The sequence below is a fragment of the Hoeflea sp. 108 genome, assembly GCF_000372965.1.
Lineage (GTDB): Bacteria > Pseudomonadota > Alphaproteobacteria > Rhizobiales > Rhizobiaceae > Aminobacter.
This window is the reverse complement of sequence record NZ_KB890025.1, coordinates 316,780-341,512: the sequence shown is the minus strand read 5'-3', so window position 1 is coordinate 341,512 and position 24,733 is coordinate 316,780. Positions and strand designations below refer to the sequence as shown.

Annotated in this window: 19 protein-coding genes; 10 read left to right on the top strand and 9 right to left on the bottom strand. The window is 64.4% G+C overall.

Features of this window, described 5'->3' with window-relative positions:
- Positions 1-9 precede the first annotated feature (9 nt).
- Both B015_RS0127520 and gcvA read right to left on the bottom strand, forming a co-directional pair.
- Complete coding sequence (locus B015_RS0127520; RefSeq protein WP_198292918.1) at positions 10-1,074, bottom strand: GlxA family transcriptional regulator; 1,065 nt, start codon at positions 1,072-1,074, stop codon at positions 10-12.
- A gap of 134 nt (positions 1,075-1,208) precedes the next feature.
- On the bottom strand, positions 1,209-2,093 hold the full coding sequence (gene gcvA, locus B015_RS0127515) for a transcriptional regulator GcvA (protein ID WP_018430988.1): 885 nt from the start codon (positions 2,091-2,093) through the stop codon (positions 1,209-1,211).
- Between the two features lie 103 nt (positions 2,094-2,196).
- On the opposite strand from gcvA, the gene B015_RS31720 reads away from it, so the two are divergent.
- The 4 genes from B015_RS31720 to B015_RS0127495 all read left to right on the top strand — a co-directional run bounded on the left by B015_RS31720 (position 2,197) and on the right by B015_RS0127495 (position 7,960).
- Positions 2,197-3,396 carry an aromatic ring-hydroxylating dioxygenase subunit alpha gene (locus B015_RS31720; protein ID WP_018430987.1) on the top strand — a complete coding sequence of 400 codons (1,200 nt, stop codon included), beginning with the start codon at positions 2,197-2,199 and terminating at the stop codon, positions 3,394-3,396.
- A 167-nt stretch (positions 3,397-3,563) separates the two neighbouring features.
- The gene (locus tag B015_RS0127505; RefSeq protein ID WP_018430986.1) at positions 3,564-4,520 is read left to right on the top strand and encodes a PDR/VanB family oxidoreductase; all 957 of its coding nucleotides are present in this window, start codon (positions 3,564-3,566) and stop codon (positions 4,518-4,520) included.
- A 77-nt stretch (positions 4,521-4,597) separates the two neighbouring features.
- A complete protein-coding gene (locus tag B015_RS0127500) occupies positions 4,598-7,018 on the top strand; it encodes an FAD-dependent oxidoreductase (RefSeq protein WP_018430985.1) in 2,421 nt (806 codons plus the stop codon).
- Between the two features lie 159 nt (positions 7,019-7,177).
- The gene (locus B015_RS0127495) at positions 7,178-7,960 is read left to right on the top strand and encodes a DeoR/GlpR family DNA-binding transcription regulator (RefSeq protein WP_018430984.1); all 783 of its coding nucleotides are present in this window, start codon (positions 7,178-7,180) and stop codon (positions 7,958-7,960) included.
- 44 nt (positions 7,961-8,004) lie between these two features.
- Here the strand turns inward: B015_RS0127495 and B015_RS0127490 are convergent, their stop codons facing one another.
- A complete protein-coding gene (locus B015_RS0127490) occupies positions 8,005-8,664 on the bottom strand; it encodes a dihydrofolate reductase family protein (RefSeq protein ID WP_026227809.1) in 660 nt (219 codons plus the stop codon).
- Between the two features lie 233 nt (positions 8,665-8,897).
- Here B015_RS0127490 and B015_RS0127485 point away from each other — a divergent pair, with 233 nt between their 5' ends.
- Positions 8,898-11,375, top strand: a complete 2,478-nt coding sequence (locus B015_RS0127485) for an FAD-dependent oxidoreductase (protein WP_018430982.1) — start codon at positions 8,898-8,900, stop codon at positions 11,373-11,375.
- Between the two features lie 51 nt (positions 11,376-11,426).
- Here the strand turns inward: B015_RS0127485 and B015_RS0127480 are convergent, their stop codons facing one another.
- The 3 genes from B015_RS0127480 to gstA all read right to left on the bottom strand — a co-directional run bounded on the left by B015_RS0127480 (position 11,427) and on the right by gstA (position 15,124).
- Positions 11,427-13,913 carry a PIG-L family deacetylase gene (locus B015_RS0127480; protein WP_018430981.1) on the bottom strand — a complete coding sequence of 829 codons (2,487 nt, stop codon included), beginning with the start codon at positions 13,911-13,913 and terminating at the stop codon, positions 11,427-11,429.
- 255 nt (positions 13,914-14,168) lie between these two features.
- Positions 14,169-14,498: a multidrug efflux SMR transporter gene (locus B015_RS0127475; RefSeq protein WP_018430980.1), complete on the bottom strand. Its 330-nt coding sequence runs from the start codon at positions 14,496-14,498 to the stop codon at positions 14,169-14,171.
- 2 nt (positions 14,499-14,500) lie between these two features.
- Positions 14,501-15,124 carry a glutathione transferase GstA gene (gstA, locus tag B015_RS0127470; RefSeq protein WP_018430979.1) on the bottom strand — a complete coding sequence of 208 codons (624 nt, stop codon included), beginning with the start codon at positions 15,122-15,124 and terminating at the stop codon, positions 14,501-14,503.
- Positions 15,125-15,262: 138 nt separating this feature from the next.
- On the opposite strand from gstA, the gene B015_RS0127465 reads away from it, so the two are divergent.
- Positions 15,263-16,171, top strand: coding sequence for a LysR family transcriptional regulator (locus B015_RS0127465; RefSeq protein ID WP_018430978.1), 909 nt, complete (start codon positions 15,263-15,265; stop codon positions 16,169-16,171).
- A gap of 12 nt (positions 16,172-16,183) precedes the next feature.
- Here the strand turns inward: B015_RS0127465 and B015_RS0127460 are convergent, their stop codons facing one another.
- A complete protein-coding gene (locus tag B015_RS0127460) occupies positions 16,184-17,806 on the bottom strand; it encodes an ABC-F family ATP-binding cassette domain-containing protein (protein ID WP_018430977.1) in 1,623 nt (540 codons plus the stop codon).
- A gap of 177 nt (positions 17,807-17,983) precedes the next feature.
- Here B015_RS0127460 and B015_RS0127455 point away from each other — a divergent pair, with 177 nt between their 5' ends.
- Entirely contained in the window at positions 17,984-18,367 is a 384-nt protein-coding gene (locus B015_RS0127455) for a YciI family protein (RefSeq protein ID WP_018430976.1), read from the top strand.
- Positions 18,368-18,402: 35 nt separating this feature from the next.
- Here the strand turns inward: B015_RS0127455 and B015_RS0127450 are convergent, their stop codons facing one another.
- On the bottom strand, positions 18,403-19,746 hold the full coding sequence (locus B015_RS0127450; RefSeq protein ID WP_026227807.1) for an FAD-binding oxidoreductase: 1,344 nt from the start codon (positions 19,744-19,746) through the stop codon (positions 18,403-18,405).
- A 152-nt stretch (positions 19,747-19,898) separates the two neighbouring features.
- Here B015_RS0127450 and B015_RS0127445 point away from each other — a divergent pair, with 152 nt between their 5' ends.
- Entirely contained in the window at positions 19,899-20,690 is a 792-nt protein-coding gene (locus B015_RS0127445) for a DUF4239 domain-containing protein (RefSeq protein WP_018430974.1), read from the top strand.
- 8 nt (positions 20,691-20,698) lie between these two features.
- Here B015_RS0127445 and B015_RS0127440 read toward each other — a convergent pair whose 3' ends face one another.
- Positions 20,699-21,568: a LysR substrate-binding domain-containing protein gene (locus B015_RS0127440; RefSeq protein ID WP_018430973.1), complete on the bottom strand. Its 870-nt coding sequence runs from the start codon at positions 21,566-21,568 to the stop codon at positions 20,699-20,701.
- A gap of 141 nt (positions 21,569-21,709) precedes the next feature.
- On the opposite strand from B015_RS0127440, the gene B015_RS0127435 reads away from it, so the two are divergent.
- Positions 21,710-23,377, top strand: coding sequence for a Na/Pi cotransporter family protein (locus B015_RS0127435; protein ID WP_026227806.1), 1,668 nt, complete (start codon positions 21,710-21,712; stop codon positions 23,375-23,377).
- 133 nt (positions 23,378-23,510) lie between these two features.
- Positions 23,511-24,713 carry a 2-aminoethylphosphonate--pyruvate transaminase gene (locus tag B015_RS0127430; RefSeq protein WP_026227805.1) on the top strand — a complete coding sequence of 401 codons (1,203 nt, stop codon included), beginning with the start codon at positions 23,511-23,513 and terminating at the stop codon, positions 24,711-24,713.
- The last annotated feature ends 20 nt before the right edge of the window (positions 24,714-24,733 follow it).

The following is a 24,733-nucleotide window of genomic DNA, read 5'->3' as shown; positions in this document are numbered from 1 at the left end:
AACCAACTTTCATGCCGCCGCTGCTGCCCGTAGCTTGCTCGGCAGTACCTTGTAGTGGTCGCGGAAACTTTTGGAGAAATGCGACGACGAGACGAAGCCGCACGCAACCGCTATGTCCATGATCGGCATCGCTGTCAGCTCGATCAGCTGGCGCGCCTTGGCCAGCCGCAGGCCGAGATAATGCTGCCACGGGGTCGTGGCGAGATGACGCTCGAACAGGCGCTCGATCTGGCGGCGTGACAGCGACACTCGCACAGAGATATCTTCGAGCGACAGTGGCTCCTCGAGGTGCTTCTCCATCAGCTGGACGATGCGCAACAGCTTCTTACCGGTGCTGCCGTAGCGCAGGCCGGGCGGTACCGACTGGCACGCCGCGCCGTCACGCCAACGGTCGGCGGTGACGTGCTGGCAGATGCTGCGCGCCAGTTCGGTGCCGCAGCGCTCCTGCACGATGTCGATGGCGAGGTCGAAGGCTGCCAGCTCACCGGCGCAGGTGATGATCTGGCCGTCGCGCACGAACAGCGCGTCGTCGATTGCCAAGTCGTAGAATGTCTCGGACAAGGCCGCCATCTTGCCCCAGTGGATCGTGCAGCGGGCCTCGCCCAGCAGGCCGGCGTCGGCCAGCAGCCAGGTCGCGGTGCCCAGTGCATAGACCGGCAGCTGCGCCCTGACGATGCGGCGCAGGCTGGCCCGCAATTCATGCGAACCGTGATGTTCCACACCTTCACCGGCGCAGATGGCGACCGCCGCCTTTGGTTCGAACGGCAAGGCCTTCACCGCCTCGGCGAAGCTGCCTGATACCTCGACCGATATGCCGCTGGTGCTTGCCACCGAATGGCCGTCGAGACTGACGAGCTTCCAGCTGAAAAGTTCCGTGCCGGCCAGTGCATTGGCGAGCCGTAGCGGCTCGACCAGCGACGACAGGCAGAGCTGGGAAAACCCCTGCAGCAGCAATATCGAGAATTCGGCCGGCGCCTGCGTCACTTGCTGCCGTTGAGCCTGACGCTGTGTCGTTTCAGCGCCGGGCCAACGGGTCCCGACGTTGAAGACCGTATGCTTACTCGGTGCGTTCATGTGGCTCTCCCGATGCCTGCGGCGATGGCGGGAGTTCGACACCACGGCAAAAGCAGCTGACCACAAATTGGCGCAAAACAACACAAAATGCAACATGGCAATTTGCGACAGTGGTCGCCTGAGCCAGTCCGCGCTCAGCCCCCAACGGTCGCGGCAGGTGCGGTCATGCTCAACAGCCAGTCACGGAAAGCCGTCACTTTCGGCGTCCTCGCCTTCTGCGGCGTGGCCAGGAACCAATAGGAGCCAGCCCCCTGCAGCCGCTGCTCGAACGGCGCCACCAGAAGGCCGCTGGCGAGCTCGCGTTCGACCAATGCCGAACGACCAAGCAGCACGCCCTTGCCTTCGATCGCGGCGCGGATGCCCATGATCGACTGGTCGAAGAACGAGCCGGCCGACGTGTCGATGCCGATGACGCCGACATGGGCCAGCCAAGTGTCCCAGTCCTCGTCGTAGCCGGGAACATGCAGCAGGTCGCGCGCCCTCAGCTCTTCGGGCGAGCTCAGCGTCTCGGCATATCCGGGCGCACAGACGGGGAAGGTCTCGTCGCGCAACAGCAGCGTCGCCTCGCGCTTCGGCCAGTTGCCCCAGCCGAACTCGATCGCCGCATCGACTTTGCCCTCGCCGTGGTCGAGTGCGGTGAGCCTGAGGTCGATGGTCGGATGCTGGGCGCGGAACAGGTCGAGCCGCGGCGCGATCCATTGGCTGGCAAAGGATGTCGGCACATGCACGACCAGCATCTCGCGCGTGCCGCGCCCGGCAATCCTTGATGTCGCCTCGTCGATCAGGGCGAAGGCGCGGCCAAGGTCCTCGGCATAACGCCGGCCGCGATCGGTGAGCCTGACCCCATTGGCGTGGCGGTCGAACAGCTCCTTGCCGAGCCTGAGTTCGAGCGCCCTGATGTGCTGGGAGATGGCAGAGGGCGTGACGTTCAGTTCTGCACCGGCGGCGGCAAAGCTGCCCAGCCGTGCGGCTGCCTCGAAGGCCCGGAGCCAGTTAAGGGGCGGTCGGGCAGAGGCCATGGCACCATTAGTTTTTCTTGCGCTTCCCCCAAGGTAATCGCGTTTGCTCGGCCAGGCAAGAACGGTTCCAATCCGCTGAGTTCAGCATCTGGGAGGCACTGCAATGAACGTCCACTGGCTCCAGGGCTATCGCCCCGGCTACGGCCTGCCGCGCGCTTTCTATACCGATCCCGAGATTTTCGCCGAGGAGCAGGCGCGCATTTTCCGCAACAGCTGGTTCTTCGCCGGCCACTCGGTCGAGCTGCCCAAGGCCGGCGACTACATGACGCTCGATGTCGGCGGCGCACCCGTTGTCGTGGTGCGCGACCGAGAGGGCAAGGTGCATGCCCACCACAATGTCTGCCGCCATCGCGGCTCGATCGTCTGCACCAAGGAGAAAGGCAAGGCGGCGCGGCTGGTCTGCCCCTACCACTCCTGGTCCTATGCCCATGACGGCAAGCTGATCGGCGCGCCGATGATGGGCGAGGATTTCGACAAATCGGCTCACGGGCTCAAGTCGGCGCATGCCGAGGAATTCGATGGGCTGATCTTCGTCAACCTGTCTGAGGCCCCCTCCCCGTTCCACGAGTTGCGTGACCACCTGTCACCGATCCTGAAATCCCAGGGCATGACCAAAGCCAAGATCGCACTGATCCGCGACTACGAACTCGACGTGAACTGGAAGATCGTCGTCGAGAACAACCGCGAATGCTACCACTGCGAGGCCAATCACCACGGCTATGTCTCGGTGCAGTACGACACCGAGAACGACAATCCTGATCTCAAGGACGAGATATCAGAGCGGCTGGGCGACTGCCGCATCCGCTGGGAGAAGGCCGGGCTCGACATCGACCGCGTCAACACCTCGTCCAACAACACGTCAGAATGGTTCCGCGCCAACCGCACCCCGGTGCGCAAGGGCATGGTCACTGAAAGCCCTGACGGCCAGCTGGTATGCGACGTGCTGATGGCCGGCTTCACAGACCCCGACATGGGCACGGCGCGCGCCAACACCAACATCAACTTCTGGTGCCACGCCAACTCCGACTACGCCCACACCGTGCGGATCACGCCGGTGTCGCCGACGAAAACCATCGTGCGCGGCTACTGGCTGGTCGACGAGAATGCGGTCGAGGGTCGCGACTACGACCCCGAAAAGATCGCCGCCTTCCACCATGAGGTGATGTCGGAAGACTGGGAGATCTGCCGCCGCCAATGGATCGGCATCACCTCCCCCGGCTTCGAACCCGGTCCTTACTCGCCGACCAAGGAAGCCAATGTCGACCGCTATGTCAGGTGGTATGCGAGCCAGATGACGGCGTAGGCGCGAGCCACCTCCCTTCCCTTTGTGGGGAGGGATCGAGGGTGGGGGAGACCTTTGGCGATGACACCTCAGATGTCCATCCCCGACAGATCCTGCTTCCAGCAGCCCCCTTACCCCTCCCCACAAGGGAAAGGGGGCCGTCAACACTTCGCCTTAGGGACAAAAAGATGCTCTCCAGGCCGGAAATCCTGCTGCAAGTGGCCGAGATCGAGGTGCTGACGCCGCGCGTGTCGACCTATCGGCTGGTGTCGCCCCATGGCGAACGCCTGCCGGCCTGGAGCGCTGGCGCGCATCTGAACTTCCGACTGCCGAGCGGCCGGACCCGCTGCTATTCGCTGTGCAGCGACCCGGCCAACGCGGCCGAATATTGGGTTGCCGTCCAGCGTGAGGAGAATGGCGAAGGAGGCTCGCTCGAGGTCGCCGAAACCTTCGCGCGCGGCGTGGTGGTACGCGCCGATCCGCCGCGCAACGGGTTCCCACTCGCCGATAATGCTCGCCAACATGTGCTGATCGCCGGCGGCATCGGCATTACGCCCATCATCGCGATGATCCATCATCTCAAGCGCGCCAAGGCGAGCTATTTCGTCCATGTCTGCGCCCGTTCGCTGAAGGAAGTGGCGTTTCGCGAGTTCATCCAGGCCGAGGTCGCGGCGGGGCGCGCTGCGTTGCATCTCGACGGCAACGACCCGGCGCGGCGACCCGACATGGCGGCGCTGGTCGGCGATCCAGATGAGGGCACGCATGTCTATGCCTGCGGCCCGGCAGGCCTGCTCAGGGCATTCGACCGCGCCACCGAAAGCTGGCCGCGCGAGCAGATCCATGTCGAGAGTTTCACACCTGAAGCCAGGCAGACCGAAGGCGATACACCGTTCGACGTGACGATCTCCTCGACCGGCAAGACCATCCACGTGCCTGCCGGTACGACGCTGCTCGCAGCCCTGAAAGCAGCCGGCCACGACATCGCAACTAGCTGCCGGCAGGGCATCTGCGGCTCCTGCATGGTGCCCTACCTCGCCGGCGAACCCGACCACCGCGACCAGGCGCTCACCGACGACGAGCGCCGCGAGTTCCTCACCGTCTGCTGCTCGCGCGCCCGCTCGGCGAGCCTCACCCTCGATCTCTGAACAAGCCGGCAGACGCCCTGCCACATCAACCTTAGCAATACCTCGCGCCACGCGAGGCCAGTATCCGAAAGGCCACCATGTCCAAGCTTCCCTCGCACGCCCGCGTCGTCATCGTCGGCGGCGGCGCCATCGGCACCTCCATCGCCTATCACCTCGCCAAGGCGGGTGAGAAGGACGTGCTACTCATTGAAAAGAACCAGCTGACGGCAGGCTCAACCTGGCATGCCGCTGGCCTGATGGGGCAGCTGCGCAGCAAGGTCAACCTGACCCGGCTGATGCAATACAGCGCCGACCTCTGTGCCAGGATCGGCGCCGAGACCGGCCAGGATGTCGGTTGGAAGAATGTAGGCAGCCTCCGCCTCGCCGCTTCCGACGCGCGCTGGGAAGAACTCAAGCGCGCGCACACCGCCGCCAAGAGCTACGGTTTCGACATGGAGCTGGTCGGCCCCGACGAGGTCAAGCGGCTGTTCCCGCTGGTCGACACCAGGGATTTGCGCGGCGCCACCTGGATCGCCTCCGATGGCCATGTCGACCCCTATTCGCTGACCCATGCCTACGCCAAGGGCGCGCGCACGGGCGGCGTGCGTATCGTCGAAGGCGTCACCGTGACAGGTCTCGCGATCAAGGATCGCCGCATCACCGCAGTGAAGACGGCTGACGGCGATGTCGGCTGCGAGATCGTCGTCAATGCCGCCGGCCTCTGGGCACGCCAGTTGGGCGAGCTCGCCGGCATCGACCTGCCGATCACTGTTGTCGAGCACGAATATTTCGTTACCGAGAAGTCGCCATCCGTACCCGACGACCTGCCGACGCTGCGCGATCCCGACGCCAACTTTTACGTCAAGCCGGAGCCGGGAGCGATGGCGATCGGCGGCTGGGAAAAGGAGACGCGCGCCGCCTATGGGCTCGGCAAGCTGCCGATGAGCTTTGGCCAGGAACTGTTCCCCGACGATCTCGAACGGATCTCGGAGGTCATCGAGGGTGCTGCCAAACGCATCCCGATCCTCGGCGAACTCGGCGTGCGCGCCGTCGTCAACGGCCCGATCCCGATCTCGGCCGACGGCGAACCGGTCATGGGCCTCGCCGGCGACTTTGAGAACTTCTTCGTCGCCTGCGGCTTCACTTCTGGCATCGCCGCCTCCGGTGGCGCCGGCCGGGCCATGGCCAACTGGATTGTCGAGGGCGACCCGGGCATGGACCTCTGGGCCTTCGACCTGCGCCGCTTCGGCCATCCGCATGGCGGGCTTGCCTATCTCCGCGACAGCGCCATCGAGGCCTATTCGAAATATTACGCCATCGCCTGGCCGGAAGAGGAGCGCTCGGCCTGCCGTCCGTTGCGCCGCTCGCCGCTCTACCAGACCTTGACGGCGCAAGGCGCAGTCAACGGCGTCAAGTTCGGCTGGGAACGGCCGAACTATTTTCTCCATCCCGGCGAAGCCAAGCCGCCGCTCGAAACCTTCGAGCGGGCGCCTTATGCAGAGGTCATCGGCCGTGAGCACAGGATCGTACGCGAAAGCGTGGCACTGGTCGACCAGTCGTCGTTCTCGAAGTTCGAGGTTTCCGGCCCCGGCGCGCTGGCCTATCTGCAGTGGCTGGCGGCGGCCAACCTCGACAAGGGTGACAACGCCGTCATCTACACCCAGTTGCTCAACAGGCGCGGCGGCATCGAGGCCGACCTCACAATCATGCGGCGCGGTGAGCAAAAATTCCATGTCGTCACCGGCTCGGCTTTCGGCACGCGCGATGGCGGCTGGATCCGCCGCCACATGCCGCGCGACGGCTCGGTCGCGGTGCATGACGTGACCGGCACCTATGGCGTCATCAATCTCTGCGGACCGCTGGCGCGCGAGGTGCTGGAAAAGGTCAGCGAGAACGACGTCTCCAACGCGGCCTTCCCCTACATGACCTGCCGCGAGATCCGTGTCGGCTGGGCCCCTGTATTCGCCGCGCGCGTCACCTATGTCGGCGAACTCGGCTGGGAGTTGCATGTGCCGACCGAATACATGGCTTATGTCTACGAGGTTCTGCGGCAGGCCGGTGCTGCGTTCGGCATCGCCGATGTCGGGTACAAGGCTATTTCCAGCCTGCGCATGGAAAAGCGTTACCTTTACTGGGGTGCCGACATCACCCCCGACGACACGCCGCTGGAAGCCGGCCTCGGCTTTGCCGTTGCCATGAAGAAGGGAGATTTCCAGGGCCGCGACGCGCTTGCCGCCCAGAAGGAGCGCGGTGTCAGCCGCAAGCTCGCCTGTTTCCAACTGGCAGATCCGCTGCCCGTCTATGGCGGCGAGGCGATGTCGGTGAACGGCCGCGTCGTCGGCATGACGACCAGCGGCGATTTCGGCCACACGGTCAGCGCTTCGCTCGTCTTCGGCTATCTCAAGGGCGACGACATGGGCCTCAAGGAAATCGAGGTCGAGGCCTTCGGCCGCCGCAGCCGCGCAACCGTCGTCGAGCGCTGCGTCTACGATCCCTCAGGCGAGCGTGTTCGGATATAGCGCTTCGACGCGAAAATCGGGTTCCGGAAGGCGCGTTCATCCAAATGCGAAGATGCCCGCGCCTCCAAATGGAGGCGCAGCGTGTGGCACGATGCGCCGTACGCCACATATTGCAACATTTGCTTGCCAATTTGGCGAAGATGCCGCCAAATTGGCAACATGTCTGACTCGCAGAACCACAAGGCGCTTGCCCCGCGCCGCCATGACGAGATTCTCAGGCGGCTGGCCGCCGATGGGTCGGTCGGCATCACCGAGCTCGCAGCCTTCTTCGACGTCTCGCGCGAGACCATCAGACGCGACATGAAGTTTCTGGCTGAGCGCGGCCAGCTTGACCTTGTCCATGGCGGGGCGACCCTGTTTGAGGCAACCGAGCCCGAACTCAACCTGCGCAGCCAGGAAAATGCCGGCGGCAAGGCGGCGATCGGCCGGGCGGCTGCCGCACTTGTCGAGGACGGCATGGTGGTGTTCCTCGATTCCGGCACCACCACGCTCGCGGTGGCCCATGCGCTGGCAGGCAAGCAGAACCTGACGATCTGCACCACCAGCCTGACGATAGCGCTGCATATGTGCCGCCAGCCGCATGTCCGCGTGCACATGCTGGGCGGTGAGATCGACCCGTCGGAAGAAGCCGCCGTCGGCATCGACGCGCTCGACGCCATCGGCCGCTTCCGCGTCGACGTCGCTTTCCTCGGCGGCGGAGCGCTGTCGCCCGACGGCGAGGTCACCGACTTCACCCGCAACGGCGCCGAGCAGCGCTCGCGCATGGCGGCGACCGCAGCCCGCGCCTATTTCGTGCTCGACAGCTCCAAATTCGGCCGCCTGACGCCGTTGCGCATCCCCCGCTTCGAACTCGCCGCCGGCGTCATCGTCGACGCCGCTCCCCCTGCAGCAATGGTGGAGGCGTTGGAGCGCAAGGGGCCGAAGGTTATTGTCGGGGAATAGTCCGCGGAGCGGCGCACGCTGCCGCCCCGCTGGCCTGCCCACGATCAGGTCAGCTTCCGCCGCCGCTCCAATTCCGCTTCGGTCGGCGTTTCGAACTCGAACGAGCCGGTGACGATATCGCCGTCGCGGACATATTTGTTGACCGTCACGCCCGTGCCTGAAACCTTCGATGACACCAGTTTCAGCGCCGATGGCAGGGCGGCATCGCCGAACAGGCGCTTGCCCTTGCCCAGTACCAGCGGGAAGATCGAGATGTTGAGTTCGTCGACAAGGTCGCTCGCGAGCAGGGTTTTCAGGAAATCGGTGGAGCCCTGTGTCAGCAGGTCAGGCCCCTCCCCTGCCTTCAGCTTGCGTACGGCAGCGACTGCGTCAACGCCGAGCGAGTGGCTGTTCTGCCAGCCGAGCTTCAGCTCGGGATTGCGCGTCGCGACATATTTGTTGATTCGATCGAACAGCGGGCCGATCGGATCGTCGGCATCGACATAGGGCCAATGCGCGGCGAAGATGTCCCAGGTCTTGCGCCCGAGCAAAAGGTCGAATGGCCGGGCAAACATCTCGCCCACCGCCTCAGTCATCGTTTCGTCGAAATAGGGCGCGCCCCAGCCGCCATATCTGAAGCCGCCGATCGGATCCTCTTCCGGTCCGCCCGGCGCCTGCATGATGCCGTCGAGGCTCATGAATGCACCCACCACGATCTTTCTCATGTCTGCTCTCCTTAAACGGCCCTGCCCGGCCCTACGTCTTGAAGACGTTCGGCGGCGACCCGTTCCGACAGCATGGCGGAAAAACTTGCCGGACGCTAAGGCACGGAGGTCTCGCCTCTCGCCCAATCGTAGCACGGCCTTAAGCGAAATGTGATTATTTGTTGCATATTATGTTGCATTTTGTTGCGACAACGATATGGTGACGGCCATAACCTTTGGGAGGTCTTTTCATCATGGCGCAGGAATTCCCGACGCAGGCACGCGTCGTCATCGTCGGCGGCGGCATCATCGGCTGTTCGGTCGCCTATCACCTGACAAAACTCGGCTGGAGCGACGTGGTGCTGCTCGAGCAGGGCCAGCTCAGCGGCGGCACCACCTGGCACGCCGCCGGCCTCGTCGGCCAATTGCGCAGTCACGCCAACATGACCAGCCTGATCAAATATTCGACCCAGCTCTACAGCGAGCTCGAGGCCGAGACCGGACTTGCGACGGGCTGGAAGAATTGTGGCTCGCTGTCTGTGGCGCGCTCAGCCGACCGCATGACCGTGCTGAAGCGTACCGCGGCATCCGCCCGCGCCCAGGGCGTCGACATCGAGGTGATCTCGGCCAGGGAAGCGCAGGAGAAGTGGCCGGTGATGGCCATCGACGACCTCGTCGGCGCTGTCTGGCTGCCGGGCGACGGCAAGGCGAACCCGACAGACCTCACTCAGTCGCTGGCCAAGGGCGCGCGCAACCGCGGCGCCCGCGTCATCGAGCGCGTCCGCGTCACCGGAATCCAGACCAAGGACGGCCGAGCGACGGGTGTTTCGACCGACAAGGGCGACATTGCGGCCGAGATCGTGGTCAACTGTGCCGGACAGTGGGCGCGCAAGGTCGGCGCCATGTGCGGCGTGACCGTGCCGCTGCATTCGGCCGAGCACATGTACATCGTGACAGGCAAGATCGAGGGCGTGCATCCGGACCTGCCGGTGCTGCGTGACCCTGACGGCTACATCTATTTCAAGGAAGAGGTCGGCGGCCTTGTCATGGGCGGCTTCGAACCCGAGGCGAAGCCGTGGGGCATGAACGGCATCCCCGACGACTTCGAGTTCGCGCTTCTGCCCGACGATTGGGATCAGTTCGAAATCCTGATGCAGAACGCGCTGGTGCGCGTGCCGCAACTGGAGACGTCGGAAGTCAAGAAATTCTACAACGGCCCCGAAAGCTTCACCGCCGACAACAACTTCATCCTGGGCGAAGCGCCGGAGCTCCAGAATTTCTATGTCGGCGCCGGCTTCAATTCGATGGGCATCGCCAGTGCCGGCGGCGCCGGCCGGGCGCTGGCCGAGTGGATCGTCAACGGTGCTGCGACCATGGACCTGTGGCCGGTCGACATCAGGCGCTTTGCCGGCTTCAACAACAATCCGCGCTGGCTGCACGACCGCGTCAAGGAAACGCTCGGCCTGCACTATGCCATGCCCTGGCCGAACCGCGAGCTCGACAGCGCCCGCCCCTTCCGCCGCTCGGCACTCTACGACCGCCTCGCCGCCAAGGGTGCCTGCTTCGGCTCCAAGATGGGCTGGGAGCGCGCCAACTGGTTCGCCGCCCCTGGCGAGAAGCCCGAGACGCAATATTCCTTCGGCAGGCAGAACTGGCACGAGGCGGTGAAGCGCGAAATGAAGGCGACCCGCGAGGCAGCCGGCATCTTCGACCAGACCTCGTTCGCCAAGATTCTGATTCAGGGCCGCGATGCGGCCACCGTCCTCAACCGCATCTGTGCTGCCGACATAGACGTCGAGATCGGCCGTTCCATCTATACCGGCCTGCTCAACGAGCGCGGCGGTTATGAGAGCGACCTGACCGTCATGCGCATCGGCCGCGAGAAGTTCCTTATCGTCACCGGTTCGGCCCAGGCCGTGCACGATGCCGACTGGATCTCGAAGAACATCCCCGAGGACGCGCATGTGACGCTGACCGACGTGACTTCGTCCTATGCGGTGCTGGCGCTGATGGGGCCGCGCTCGCGCGACATCCTCGCCAGGCTGACCTCGGTGGATCTCTCCAATTCCGGCTTCCCCTTTGCCACCATCCGCGAGATCGACATCGGCTACGCCACCGCTTTCGCCAACCGCATGACCTATGTCGGCGAACTTGGCTGGGAGCTGATCGTGCCGACCGAATTCGCCGTCGGCGTCTACGAGGCGCTGCATGAGGCCGGGCGCGAGCACGGCCTTACCGACTGCGGCTATTATGCGCTTGAGGCGCTGCGCATCGAAAAGGGCTTCCGGGCCTGGAGCCGCGAGCTGACGCCCGACATCAATCCCTACGAGGCCGGCCTCGCCTTCGCCGTGTCGATGGACAAGCCTGGCGGCTTCATCGGCAAGGAGGCCTTGGTAGAGGCGAAAGCCGAGGGCAAGCTCACCCGCCGCATCGTGCAGTTCACCCTCGACGATGCAGCGCCCATGCTGTGGGGCGGCGAGCTGATCCTGCGCGACGGCAAGCCGGTCGGCGAAGTGCGCTCGGCTGCTTACGGCCACACGCTCGGCCGCTCGGTGGCGCTCGGCCTGCTGCACAACGCAACAGGCGTCGACAAGGACTTCATCGAGAGCGGCCGCTTCGAGATCGATCTTGCCGGCGAACGCCATACGGCGACGGCGCATCTGAAGGCGCCCTACGATCCCAAGTCGGAGCGCGTGAGGACCGACAGCACCGAACTGCGCGAAGCGGCTTGATCGCTGCGCCAGGAAAAAAAGCCCCGGCCAATGCCGGGGCTTTTCAGTTGATCAGGCCGGCTGGACCAGATTGGCCAGCAGGCGGAAGGCGCCGGGAACCAGCTTGTCGAGCTGGTGATGCAACACGAGCGAGGTATGCGTGTGGCGGCCCTTGCCGATCTCGGCCGACAGCAACGAGCCCTTCAGCTTGTCCTCGCCCTTGTCGGCCATCGCCAGCAGCGGCTTGTAGGCCTCGTCCCACTCCGAGGCAAAGTAGAGGCCGCGTTCCTTGTCCCAGTTGGCCCAGTCGTCAGGGCCGATCTTGTTGGGCTTGTTGAGCAGCGGATGTTCCGGCTCAAGCACCTCGACCTCGGAGGCGGCATCGGTGACGCGATAGCGGATCGACGGCGAGCCGATCTTGAGGAACAGCGGCGGCACCGTCTCCGGCTTCCAGCCGTCGCTTGGCCGGTGATAGAGCGTGACCAGATGGCCGCCTGCCTTCACCCACTCGTGCAAAGCGGGCACGGCAGCCACGAGGTCCTTGCGGCGACCGAAGGCGAAGATGCCGACCACGATCGTCTTGAGGTCCTTGTAAGCGCCGCGCTCGACATCGGCAGGCTTCAACTCCACCACCTCGATGCCCAGGCGCTTCATCCACAGGCCGACATTGTCGTTGCCGGCGCTGATGTAGCCGACCTTCAGCCCGGGCAGCTCCGCACCCACCGTCTGCACCGGCACCGACACCTTGGTCGGCACGACCGAACGGCCGATATGCGGATAGGAGAAGGTATTGATGGCATAAGCTTCCTTGCCGAGCAGCTTGGGCTCGATGGCAAAACGCGTCACGCCGGGCGCTGCCGGAGGCTTGAGGTCGAATGTGCGCGACGCCTCAGAGCCATCGCCCTTGGCATCGAGCGTCCAGCCGTCGGGCAGCGCGATCTCTAGGTCGCCGGACTTGGCGTTGGTCACCGTCGCCGTCATTTCCACCGGCGCAAGTGCCTTTGCCGTGTTGAACACCACCGCATCCGGCTTCAGCTCCAACGACGCCTGAGGCAGCACGCGGAGCGCATCCTCCAGGTCGACGTCGATGACCGCCGGCCGGCCGCCAATGTTGACAGTCAGCTGCACAAAGGCGTCGCCATTGCCGCCCAGCGGATCGAACTGCTCGGTCAGTGGGTTGGTGAGCTCGGCGTCCGCCGGCACGGTCAGCTTGTCGTTGTCGACCGCAAGCCCCTTGCGGGCGATCACCTCGGCCGAGGTGATCCCGATCATCTCAGGCGCATCGACCACAGTCTTGATGGTGATGCTGTCGCCGGCCTTGATGTCGCCACTCTCGGTGTAGGCTCGGACATGCACGCCGGCGGCAGTCTGCAGCACAAGGTCGATCTCACGCGTCTTGCGTTCGAGCCTGTGGCCAGCCTGCTCCTGCAGCTCGGCCGGCAGCTGCTTGCGTGCCTCGTCGATGGCCTTGCCGATCTCGATGGCCTTGGCAGTGACCATCACCGGATCACCATAGTCAGCCAGTGCCTCGTCGATGAGCCCCTGGGCGCTGCGCAACGCATCCGCAGCGGAAGCCGGCATGCCATCAAGTTTGGCGATCTCGCCGACCGTGGCGAGCAGTCCGTCGCGGATGTCATTCTCGGTCTTCGCCGGTTCACCCTGGGCGACACGGGCGAGATGCAGCGCCCATTCGGTCTGCGGCTCCTCGCGCCATTTGCCCATGCCCTGCGTCAGGTGGCACGAGCGCGACCACTCACCCATCTGCGGGAAGGTGGCGCCCGAGATCTTGTCGCGCTCAGGCGCCTTGACGGTCAATGTCGTGGGTGGCGGCGGGGTTTCGTCGTCATAGACGCCGCCACCGCCGCCATAGGCCGGCGAATAGATCTTGGGCACGTTCCACGGCTTGAGGCCGGCGGCGATCTGCTCGGGATAGGCCTTGTCGTCGCCTGAGAGCCCGGCGGTGAGGAAGGTCGCGACAACAGCCGCGCGATGCTGGCCGTGCTGGCCGGCCACGTCGAGGAAGCAGTTCATGACGATGTCGGGCTTGTAGTGGCGGAAGGCCCAGGTCATGCGCTCGACCACACGGTCGCGACCCCAGCGGTCGATGGTGTCGTTGGGATCCTTCGAGAAGCCGAAATCGTGGACCGAATCGGAATGGCCGCGGCCGCCGAAGGCGAGCGAAGCATCAAGCGAACGCGAGGCCTCCTCCATTTCGCGGGTGCGCAGCACGCCGAGCACCGAACCGCGTTCGGCGCCGATGCTGTTCTGGCCGCCTTCGCCGCGGGTGATGCAGTAGAGCACCGGCCGGATGCCATAGACGTGGCGAAGCGCTGCCAGCAGGCCGCTCGGCTCGTCGTCGGGATGTGCCCCGGTGGTCATGAAGGTCAGTGTGGAGGTCAGGCGCTCGAGCCTGCGGTGCAGGGTCACGATCGCCGGTTCGAGTTTCTGGCTGGCGATCAGTTCGAGATCGGTGGCAGGCGCAGCATGCGCGGCAGTGCGCATGGCCAGCAGCGCGGGTGGCAGCGACGCAATGAACAGGCGCCGGGTCATCTTGGTCATCAATGTCTCCTCTCGTCATGTCACGGCGTCCTCTCCCGTGGACGCCGCAGCCTGCCCCGAAGGGCCGGCAAGAGCAGACTATGACCTCAGAATAAAATAACTCAAGTAAGTTTATGTAATTGAGCAATCGCTGTTTGAATGCCGAAGCAATGGCCCCCGGGGCGTAAAGGCCACATTTGCGGGTTTCCCAAGGCTCCAAGGCCGCAGAAAAAAGCCCCTCTCGATCCTAGGGATCAGGAGGGGCGTTGGTGACAATCAGGCCTGCGCGAATTTCAGCATGGCGATGCCGGCCAGCACGGCGGCGATGCCGCCGAGCCTGAGCGGAGACAGCTGCTCGCCGAACAGCACGGCCCCCATGATGACAGTGCCGGCAGCACCGATACCCGTCCACACCGCATAGGCAGTGCCGACAGGCAACGCCTCCAGCACCTTGCCGAGCAGGTAGACGAAGGTTGCCAGCAGCAGCACCGAGACGACGGACCAGCCTAGGCGGGTGTAGCCCTCGGCATATTTCATCGACACGGCCCAAGCGACGTCGAGCACCCCGGCTACCACGAGCAGGGTCCAGGCAAGTCCCTGGTTCATGGTCAGGCCGCGAGCTTCATGCCTTCGGCCAGCATCGCCTCCTGCACCTTTGGTCTTGCGCCGACATGGTCCATGTAGGCGCGCAAGCGCGGGAAGGCGGAGAGGTCGACCTTGGCAAAGGCGGACCAGCCGACGATGGTGAAGAGGTAGGCGTCGGCCACGGTGAAGGTGTCGCCCATCAGATAAGGACCATTGCCCAGATGGTTTTCGACATAAGCGAGCCGCTCAGCGATCTTGCCGCGCGCCACCTCCTGGGCCTGCACGCCATATTCGGGATGGAACAGCCAGGGACTGTACATCTTGTGCAGTTCGGAGGCGACGAAGTTCAGCCAGGACTGCAACAGATAACGCTCGCGCGTGCCGGCTGCCGGCGCCAGCTTCGACGCCGGCCGCAGGTCCGCGAGATATTGGACGATCGCAGCTCCTTCGGTCAGCAGCGAGCCATCATCGAGCTCGAGCGCCGGCACATAGCCGTTCAGATTGACCTTGGTGAAGTCGCGGTCGGTGCTGGTGACATGCGGCTTCTTGAAGATATCGACGCGTTCGATGTCGAGCGGGATGCCGGCTTCAAGCGCCACGATGTGGGGCGACAGCGAGCAGGTGCCGGTGGCATAGTAGAGCTTCATGATGTGTCCTCATGGGGTTCTGACCTGACGGTCGTTGCTTCAGGGACAATCTAGCCGTTGCGCAATCGCAATGCTCATTGGCTATTTGCCAACAGCGCTTGCATACTTGCAAGCCTACATCGTGCTAGAACGGCACGCATGGAAGACTGGAACGAACTCAGGCTGGTGCTTGCGGTCGCCCGCGCCGGCAGCCTTACATCGGCAGCTGGCCTGCTCGGCATCGATCACTCGACGGTGTTTCGCCGGCTCAACGCGCTTGAACAGCGGCTGGCGGTGCGCCTGTTCGAGCGCCTTCCCGGCGGCGTCTACCAGTTGACCTCAGCCGGGGAACGCATGGCGGCGGCGGCCGAACGTATGGAAGACGAGGCGCTGGCGCTGGCCCGCGATATCGCCGGCGCCGATGGCCGGCTGTCGGGGCGGCTGCGCGTCACCTCGTCGGAAACGCTCGCCTATTCCAGGCTGACGAAGCACCTGGCCGAGTTCCGGATCGTCCATACTGGCATCTGCGTCGAGCTCGCCATCGAAAACCGCGTGCTCAGCCTGTCGCGGCGCGAGGCCGACGTGGCACTCAGGCCGATCCGGCCCAGGGAAGGCGATCTCTGGGGCCGCAAGCTGGCAGGCGTCGCCTGGACATTTTTTGCCTCGCAAGCCTATCTCGATGCGCATGGCGGCCCGATCCTGGGAACGACGGCGCTCAACCTGCATGCCCTGATCGGCTGGGAGGAGACAGCGGGCGGCATTATGGCCGCCGATTGGCTGGACCGGAATGTCCCGGCCGACAGCGTCGTCTACCGCACCAACAGCCTGGTCAACCAGTCGGTGGCGGCGAAGGCCGGCATCGGGCTGGCGCTGCTGCCCTGCTATCTCGGCGATGGCGAAGCGGGGCTGGTGCGTGCGCTGGCCGAGCCCATCCAGGAGCTCGCCGGTGAACTCTGGATCGTCACCCATCAGGATCTCAAGGGCACGGCCCGCGTCCGCGCCTTCTTCGACGTCGTCGGCGAAGGGTTGGCGCGCGAGCGCGACCTGTTTGAAGGCCGCGCCGGCTAGCTCAGCCTGTGATCAGTGCCTCAGGCCCGGCGCTTCCTGGCCGGTGCGCTCGACATATTCGACATAGCCGCCGCCATAGGTGTGGATGCCTTCGGGCGTCAGCTCCAGCACGCGGTTGGAGAGGGCCGCGAGGAAATGGCGGTCGTGCGAGACGAACAGCATCGTGCCCTCATACTGGGCAAGGGCCGCGATCAGCATTTCCTTGGTGGCGATATCCAGATGGTTGGTCGGCTCGTCGAGCACCAGAAGGTTGGGTGGATCAAACAGCATGATCGCCATCACCAGACGCGCCTTTTCGCCGCCCGACAGCACCCGGCACTTCTTCTCGATCTCGTCGCCGGAGAAGCCGAAGCAGCCAGCCAAGGCGCGCAGCGGCGCCTGTCCTGCCTGCGGAAAGGAATGCTCGAGCTGCTCGAACACGGTCATGTCGCCGTCGAGCAGATCCATGGCGTGCTGGGCGAAATAACCCATCTTGACGCTCGGGCCGCGCGCCACGGTGCCCTGGTCGGGTTCGGAAGCCCCGGCAACGAGCTTGAGCAGCGTCGACTTGCCGGCGCCGTTGACGCCCATGATGCACCAGCGCTCGCGCCGGCGAACCTGGAAGTCGAGACCCTCATAGATGGTCTTTGAGCCATAGCTCTTGTGCACGTTCTTGATCGTGACCACGTCCTCGCCCGAGCGAGGCGCCTGCTGGAACTCGAAAGCGACGGTCTGGCGGCGCTTGGGCGGCTCGACGCGGTCGATCTTGTCGAGCTTCTTGACGCGGCTCTGCACCTGGGCCGCGTGCGAGGCACGCGCCTTGAAGCGCTCGATGAACTTGATTTCCTTCGCCAGCATCGCCTGCTGGCGCTCGAACTGCGCCTGCTGCTGTTTGTCGGCAAGCAGTCGCTGCTGTTCGTAGAATTCGTAGTCTCCGGAATAGGTGGTCAGCGAGCCGCCGTCGATCTCGATGATCTTGTTGACGATGCGGTTCATGAAGGCGCGATCGTGCGAAGTCATCAGCAGCGCGCCGTCGTAGCCCTTGAGGAAGGCTTCGAGCCAGATCAGGCTTTCGAGGTCGAGATGGTTGGACGGTTCGTCGAGCAGCATCACGTCGGGCCGCATCAACAGGATGCGAGCGAGCGCCACGCGCATCTTCCAGCCGCCCGACAGCTTGCCGACGTCGCCATCCATCATTTCCTGGGTGAAGCTCAGGCCGTCGAGCACCTCGCGGGCGCGGCCGTCGAGCGAGTAGCCATCCAGTTCCTCGTAGCGCGCCTGCACCTCGCCGTAACGCTCGATGATGGCGTCCATCTCGTCGGCACGGTCGGGGTCGACCATCGCGGCTTCCAGCTCGCGCATTTCGGCGGCAACCTCGCTGACGGGGCCAGCGCCTTCCATGACCTCGGCGACCGCACTGCGACCCGACATCTCGCCCACATCCTGGTTGAAGTAACCGATGGTGATGCCGCGCTCGGTCGAAACCTGGCCCTCGTCGGGCAGTTCCTCGCCGGTGATCATGCGGAACAGCGTCGTCTTGCCGGCGCCGTTGGGTCCGATGAGACCGATCTTCTCCTGTTTCTGCAGGGTGGCCGAAGCCTCGACGAAGAGCAGCCGATGGCTGTTCTGCTTGCTGATGTTTTCGATGCGGATCATGGAAACCAGGGCCTGGGAGGGGATTTTGCGCGGCTTATGGCACGCGGGCGCGCGTAATGCGAGCGGGCAAAGCAGCGCACGAGATTCGATGTCGTGCCGACGGCTTGCCCGCTGGCGGCCGAAACCAATAGTGTCGCTGGCGGAAAGCGAAATGCACGAGGCAACGGAGAGGCAGCCATGTTGTATGCAATCCTGGCGTATCATGCCGAAGGCGTGGTCGAATCCTGGACCGAGGAGGAGGACGCGGCCCTGATGAAGGACCTGCTCGAGGTCAACGACCGCCTCGTCCGTGAAAAACATCTCGGCCCGGCGGCGCGATTGGGGCCGACCGAGCATGCGGTAACGCTGAGGGGAACGGGGCTCGGCCTCATCACCGACGGTCCATTTGCCGAAACCAAGGAGCAGTTGCTTGGTTTCTACGTCGTCGACTATCAAACGATGGATCTGGCTATCGCGGCAGCCCGCGAACTGCGCTCCGCCAACCCGACGGCGGTTTACGAGATCCGGCCGATCTCGCTTTATGTCCCCGGCACCACGATAGCGGGTCAAAGCGGAGATTAATCTGCGCTCGTACGGGGCTGGCAAACGGGGACACTTCAGGTCGATATCGTCGCCGGAATGATGTTCTGATTGAGACGAAACAGGTTCTCAGGATCGAGGCGCGCCTTGAGGCGACGGAGCCGCTCGTATTTGCCTGCTCCATAGGCACCCGGCGCAATCGCCGTGTCGGCCTGTTCGTTAACGTAGTTGGCCTGGATGCTGCGATCCGCCATCTGGTCGGCGGCGGCCCGGCACCAAGCGATACAGCGCTCGTCGTCGGCGGGATCGTCCCAGACCGGTTCGACGATCCAGTAATAGGCGGCCTGCCGGCCCGAATATGCCGTCGTATCCTCCGCCACGTCGGCTACGGCACCGCCAAGCTGAAGCACGTAGATTTCCGAATGCGGCGTGGGCGCGTCGGCAACCTGCCTGAGCATGCAATCCACCGCATGGTCGTCGATGTCGCGCCAGAAGCCGCCCTTCGCATAATAGCGGCGCGACCAGGCAAAATGCTCGTCGTTGCGGCTTTGCAGATCGAGGAACGACATCGCGCCAAGCGTTCCGCGACCTGGGCCAGCGAGCTGGCCGAAAGGTTCGAGCATGGAGCCGGCATGGCCACCTTCGCCCGCCCTGATCGCCGTGACACCCATATCCGACGCGGTAAGCGTGAAGGCAAAGGAGAGTTCCCGGGGCTGCTGTTCTGCCAAGCCGCGAAGGCTCGCAATCGCCCGCCTTGCCTGTCCGACGGGATAGTCCCACTGCCCTGCAGTCAAAGGGCCGAGCCGGGACAGCTTGAACCTGAACCGGGTAACGACGCCAAAATTGCCGCCGCCCCCGCGAATGCCCCAGAACAGTTCCGGATCGCTTGCCGCATCGGTCCACAGCAGGTCGCCTGAAGCGGTCACGATCTCGGCGCCGACCAGCTTGTCGATGGTGAGCCCCAGGGTTCGTCCGAGCCAGCCCATGCCGCCGCCCAGCGTCAGGCCGCCGACGCCGGTATGCGACACGACGCCGGCCGGAACCGCGTAGCCGCTCGGCACAATGGCCCGGTCGAGATCGCCGAGCAGCGCGCCGCCGCCGACATCGACGGTCCCGGCTTCTTCGTTCAAGGACACCGAATTGAGCCGTGACAGATCGAGCAAGAGCCCGTTGTCGCAGGTCGACAGGCCGGGAAAGCTGTGGCCGCCGCAGCGCACGGCAAGGAGCGAACCGCAACCGGCGGCGATGTCGACGGCCTTTCTGATATCGTCGACAGTGGCTGCGTGCAGGATCGCCGACGGCTTGCGGTCGACAATGCCATTCCAGACCCTGCGGGCGCGCTCGTAATCTTGATGGCCTGGAGCGATCGTTGGACCGTCGCATCTTGCGGCGGCAAGCTTGCTCAACAACTGGCCGGACACGGGATCCCCCATTCCCAGGAGCGCAGATATAGCATAGGCGCCTCGCAAGCCAAAATGTCCCGCCCGGCAGGGACGGCATCAGCATTGTACCATCCGGAAGCCTGCGCTAGCCTTCGCCGCAACTGACGGTCGATCCCACGGCATCAAAGCCCATGGACATCTTCTACGGGTTCGGGTTCCTGATACTGTTCATCGTCGCTGCCCTTGGCGGCGTGCTGCTGCGCGTGCGGTTGCATGAGGATCACCTGTCGCAAGGCAACATGGATGCGCTGCGCCTGGTGACGGGCCTGCTCGTCACTTTCACTGCGCTGGTTCTGAGCCTGCAACTGTCGACCGCGAAGCAGGCCTTCGACGCAGCCAACAAGGATCGGTCGCTCTATGCCGCCAGGCTGGCGCGGCTCGACCAGTGCCTGCGCAATTTCGGCACCGAGATGGATCCGGCACGACTGATGCTTCGCCAGTACACCGCAGCCGTCGTCGGCAGCACCTGGACGAACGAGCCGGCGCCCGTCGTCGACGGAATGCCCGATATCCGCAGGATTGCCGCGACAGGCGAGGATCAGGGATTGAAGGCGCTCATGAACGAGGTTGGCCTGATGGTCGACGGGCTGGCGCCGACAGATGCCCTGCACATCAACATGGCCGCGAGATGCCGTACCGACTTTACCCTGGTCCAGGAAAGCCGTTGGGCGGTAATCGAAGATTCGGCCGGGGTGTCCCGCGGCTCGTTCAGCAGCATCGTCAGCTTCTGGCTGGCGCTGGTGTTCTTCAGCTTCGGGCTTCAGATACCCCGTCGCGCGCTTGGCGCCATCGTGCTGGCCGTCGGCGTCGTCGCCGTCGCCAGCGTCATGTTCGTCATCATCGACCTAAACATCCCCTATGGCGGCATGTTCGGTATCACCAGTTCGGCAATGCGCGATGCCCTGGCCGACATGAGCAGGTAGGCCTGGCCTCACCCCGCAGCCATCGACCTGGCGATGTCGAGGAAGACCCGGACAAGCTTGCCGCCGCTGCGCTCGCGCAGGCAGATCAGCGCCTCGTCCATCAGCATTTCAGGTGCGGCGATCGGGATCTGCACCAGCCGGGCGTCCTGGCCGAATTCGGCAGCCGAGACGAAGCCTACACCCGCACCCGACGCCACGATCTCGCGCACCGCCTCACGCCCCTCCGCCTCGATCGCCGGCTTGAACTCGAATCCCTCCTTGGTGGCGAGGTCTTCCAGCTTGGCACGGGTCTTCGACCCGCGCTCGCGCATGACCAGCGGCAGCAGCGACAGCTCGTGCAGCGACAGCGACTTGGCAGAGGCCAGAGGATGGCCGGTCGAGACGAAGGCGACGATTGGCGTCGAGTTGAGCTTGACGATCTCGAAGTCTCGGCCTGTCGGAATTTCGCCGAGCACGCCAATGTCGGCTTCGTAACTGTAGAGGCTGGAGATGACCGTCTCTGTGTTACCGGCGCGTACCGACACCTGGATGCCCGGATACTTCTGGCGGAACTGGCCGAGAATGTGCAGCAGGTGGTGGGCGGCGTCGGCGACGATGCGCAGCGTGCCCGAGCGCAGCGCGCGCGATTCCGACAGAAGCTCCAGCGCTTGCTGCTCGGTGTCGAACATGCGGTGGGTGATTTCGAGCAGCTGCTGGCCCGCAGCCGTCGGCGTCACCTGCTTCTTGTGGCGGTTGAACAGGAGCACGTCGTACTCTTCCTCGAGTTTGCGCACCTGATCGGAAATTGCCGGCTGGGTCAGGAACAGCATCTCGGCGGCGCGCGAAAAGCCGCCACACACCGCGACATAATGAAAAGCCCTGAGCTGTACGTACCGCATGCCTGCTTCCTGACGACAGGTCAGAGTAGCAATAAATTCAAGCGATAGAAATATCGAAACTAACGATTTGATTTATGGCTTGTCATGCCGAGGATAAGGCAGGCGCCACCCTTGCGCGCCGCGCGCTGGGAGGCGATGGCCATGCATCTTCTGTACATCCTGCTGCAGCTGGCGGGCGCCATCATGCTTCTGCTGTGGGCCGTGCGAATGGTGCGCACCGGCGTCGAGCGCGCGCATGGCGCATTGCTGCGCGAGGCGCTGCGTGGCGCGACCAGGGGCCGGGTGCGCGCGGCGGCCGCCGGCACCGTGCTCGCCATCATGTTGCAGAGCGCCACCGCCGTCGCCGTGCTCGCAGCGGGTTTCGCTGCCACAGGCGTGATGAGCGTTTCGGGCGGGCTCGCCGTCATGCTGGGCGCCGATGTCGGCTCCGCACTGGTGGTGCAGGCGCTGTCCTTCGATCTCAGCTGGCTGGTGCCGCTGCTGCTCCTTGCCGGTGCAACGATGTTCCTCAAGGTCGAGGCCCGTATCGTCAAGCAGACCGGACGCACCCTGCTCGGCATCGCCTTCATCCTGATCTCGCTGCGCATGGTCGGCGAAGCGACCGCGCCGATGCGTCACAGCCCGCTGCTGCCGATGGCGATCGATTATCTGCGCGGCGATCCGGTGACGGCTTTCGGCGCTGCAGCCCTGTTCACATGGCTGATCCACTCCAGCGTCGCCTCAGTGCTACTGTTCATGTCGATGGCAGCCCAGGGCGTGCTGCCGGCGGAGGTGGCGCTGCCGATGATCCTTGGCGTCAATCTCGGCGCCGGACTGGTCGCCGTCGGGCTGACACGCGGCCAGGCAATCGAGGCAAGGCGCATTCCTCTGGGCAACCTGATCTTCCGCGCGACTGCAGCGGTGGTCATCCTGATTGGCCTGCAGGCAGCCACCCTGCCCATCTCCTGGTTCGGCACGACGGCCGCACGCCAGGTCGTCAACATGCACCTCGCCTTCAACCTCGCCTTGCTGGTCGCCTGCCTGCCCTTCACGACGGCAATGGAGCGGCTGGCGCGGCTGATCCTGCCGGATGCACCGGCGGGCGAGCAGGCGTTCGACCTGATGTCGCGTCGAGCTAGCGCGCTCGACCGGACAGTCATCAAGATGCCCAGCGTGGCACTTGCCAGCGCCACGCGCGAGGTTCTGCGCATGGCCGAGACGGTGGAAATCATGTTGCGGCCGGTCATGGAGCTGTTCGACAGCGGCGACAAGGCGCGCGTGGCGCAGTTGCGCCAGCTCGACGAGGAGGTCAACCGCGCCCACACCGACATCAAGCTCTACATCGCCGAGGTCAATCGCGGCACGATGAGCCAGGATGAGGCGCGGCGCGGCATCGAACTGACCGACCTTGCCATCAATCTCGAACATGCCGGCGACATCATCGCCAAGAACCTGCTGGTTCTGGCGGAGGAGAAGAGCGACAAGAGGCTGAGCTTCTCAAGAGAAGGCTGGTCGGAGCTGACAGCGCTGCACGACCGGGTACTGGCCAACATGCAGATCGCCATGAACGTGCTGGTGTCGAGCGATCTCGAAGCGGCGCGCCAGCTCGTGGTCGAGAAGGAGCGCATGCGCAAGCTCGAGCGCAACAGCCACGAACGTCACCTCAAGCGCCTGCAGTCGGGTACCGTGCAAAGCATCGAGACCAGTGACATCCATCTCGAAGTGGTGCGCGCGCTGAAGGAGTTCAACTCGCTGCTGGTCTCGGTCGCCTACCCGATCCTGACCCAGAGCGGCGATCTGCTTGAAAGCCGGCTTGCGAAGACAGCCTGAGCGGATTTCGTGACGTCATCAACGCATCATCATTCAAACTTATCATTGGATACGAAATAACGATTGTACATATGGATTAGGGGATTCCAAGGTGAACCATAGGCAATATCAGGATGACGGCGAGGAGACGAAAATGCTGTCCGAACATAAGCTTGCGGCTCAAGCCCCCTTCCCTGCTCCTGCATTGGGCGAGCCCTACCTGCTCACTCCCGGGCCGCTGACCACCTCCTATGCCGTCAAGCAGGCGATGCTGCGTGACTGGGGCTCGTGGGACGGCGACTTCCGGGCGATGACGGCGGAGATGCGCCAGCGGTTGCTCGCCATGCTTGGCGACGCCAACGATGAATTCGACTGCGTGCCGATGCAGGGCTCGGGCAGCTTTGCCGTCGAGGCGATGCTCGGCTCGTTCGTACCGCGTGACGGCAAGGTGCTGGTGCTGGTAAACGGCGCTTATGGCCAGCGCATCGTCCAGACGCTCGGCTATCTCGGCCGCGACCATGTCGCCATCGACAAGGGCGACTACATGCCGCCGCGCGGCGACGAGGTTGCTGCCGCCCTCGACGCCGACCCCACCATCACCCACGTCATCCTGGTTCACTGCGAGACCAGCTCCGGCATCCTCAACCCGGTCGCCGAGATCTCCGAGACCGTCTATGCCAAGGGCCGCAAGTTCCTGGTCGACTCGATGAGCGCCTTCGGCGCCATCCCGCTCAACGTCAGCGAAATCCGCTACGAAGCGATGGTCTCGTCGGCCAACAAATGCATCGAGGGTGTGCCCGGCTTCGGCTTCATCATCGCCCGCAAGAGCGAACTCGAAGCCGCCAAAGGCCGCAGCCATTCGCTCAGCCTCGACGTGCATGCCCAGTGGGCGCACATGAACAAGACCGGCCAGTGGCGCTACACGCCGCCGACGCATGTCGTCGCGGCCTTCCTCGAGGCGCTGCGCCAGCACGAGGCCGAGGGCGGCGTCGCCGGCCGAGGGGCGCGTTACACCCGCAACCGCGACGTGATGGTGGCGGGCATGCGCGAACTCGGCTTCGAAACGCTGCTCAAGGACCGCTGGCTGTCCCCGATCATCGTCACCTTCTTCTGCCCAGCCCACCCGGACTTCGCCTTCGACCGCTTCTACGAACTGATGAAGGAAAAAGGTTTCATCATCTATCCGGGCAAGCTGACCGTGGTGGAGAGTTTCCGCGTCGGCTGCATCGGGCGGATGGACGAACACGTCATGCGCAAGGTGGTCGAGGCCGCCGGCCAGTCGCTGCGCGAAATGGGCGTCGACACCGCTGCTCCCCCCGCCGCCGCCATCGCCGAGCGCGCCAAGCTCGCCGCCTGACGACAAGAAGATTACAAAGG

Bases quoted from the DNA above. Each gene is read 5' to 3' on its own strand.
- B015_RS0127520 (WP_198292918.1), bottom strand. From the start codon at position 1,074: ATGAACGCACCGAGTAAGCATACGGTCTTCAACGTCGGGACCCGTTGG.
- gcvA (WP_018430988.1), bottom strand. From the start codon at position 2,093: ATGGCCTCTGCCCGACCGCCCCTTAACTGGCTCCGGGCCTTCGAGGCA.
- B015_RS31720 (WP_018430987.1), top strand. From the start codon at position 2,197: ATGAACGTCCACTGGCTCCAGGGCTATCGCCCCGGCTACGGCCTGCCG.
- B015_RS0127505 (WP_018430986.1), top strand. From the start codon at position 3,564: ATGCTCTCCAGGCCGGAAATCCTGCTGCAAGTGGCCGAGATCGAGGTG.
- B015_RS0127500 (WP_018430985.1), top strand. From the start codon at position 4,598: ATGTCCAAGCTTCCCTCGCACGCCCGCGTCGTCATCGTCGGCGGCGGC.
- B015_RS0127495 (WP_018430984.1), top strand. From the start codon at position 7,178: ATGTCTGACTCGCAGAACCACAAGGCGCTTGCCCCGCGCCGCCATGAC.
- B015_RS0127490 (WP_026227809.1), bottom strand. From the start codon at position 8,664: ATGAGAAAGATCGTGGTGGGTGCATTCATGAGCCTCGACGGCATCATG.
- B015_RS0127485 (WP_018430982.1), top strand. From the start codon at position 8,898: ATGGCGCAGGAATTCCCGACGCAGGCACGCGTCGTCATCGTCGGCGGC.
- B015_RS0127480 (WP_018430981.1), bottom strand. From the start codon at position 13,913: ATGACCAAGATGACCCGGCGCCTGTTCATTGCGTCGCTGCCACCCGCG.
- B015_RS0127475 (WP_018430980.1), bottom strand. From the start codon at position 14,498: ATGAACCAGGGACTTGCCTGGACCCTGCTCGTGGTAGCCGGGGTGCTC.
- gstA (WP_018430979.1), bottom strand. From the start codon at position 15,124: ATGAAGCTCTACTATGCCACCGGCACCTGCTCGCTGTCGCCCCACATC.
- B015_RS0127465 (WP_018430978.1), top strand. From the start codon at position 15,263: ATGGAAGACTGGAACGAACTCAGGCTGGTGCTTGCGGTCGCCCGCGCC.
- B015_RS0127460 (WP_018430977.1), bottom strand. From the start codon at position 17,806: ATGATCCGCATCGAAAACATCAGCAAGCAGAACAGCCATCGGCTGCTC.
- B015_RS0127455 (WP_018430976.1), top strand. From the start codon at position 17,984: ATGTTGTATGCAATCCTGGCGTATCATGCCGAAGGCGTGGTCGAATCC.
- B015_RS0127445 (WP_018430974.1), top strand. From the start codon at position 19,899: ATGGACATCTTCTACGGGTTCGGGTTCCTGATACTGTTCATCGTCGCT.
- B015_RS0127440 (WP_018430973.1), bottom strand. From the start codon at position 21,568: ATGCGGTACGTACAGCTCAGGGCTTTTCATTATGTCGCGGTGTGTGGC.
- B015_RS0127435 (WP_026227806.1), top strand. From the start codon at position 21,710: ATGCATCTTCTGTACATCCTGCTGCAGCTGGCGGGCGCCATCATGCTT.
- B015_RS0127430 (WP_026227805.1), top strand. From the start codon at position 23,511: ATGCTGTCCGAACATAAGCTTGCGGCTCAAGCCCCCTTCCCTGCTCCT.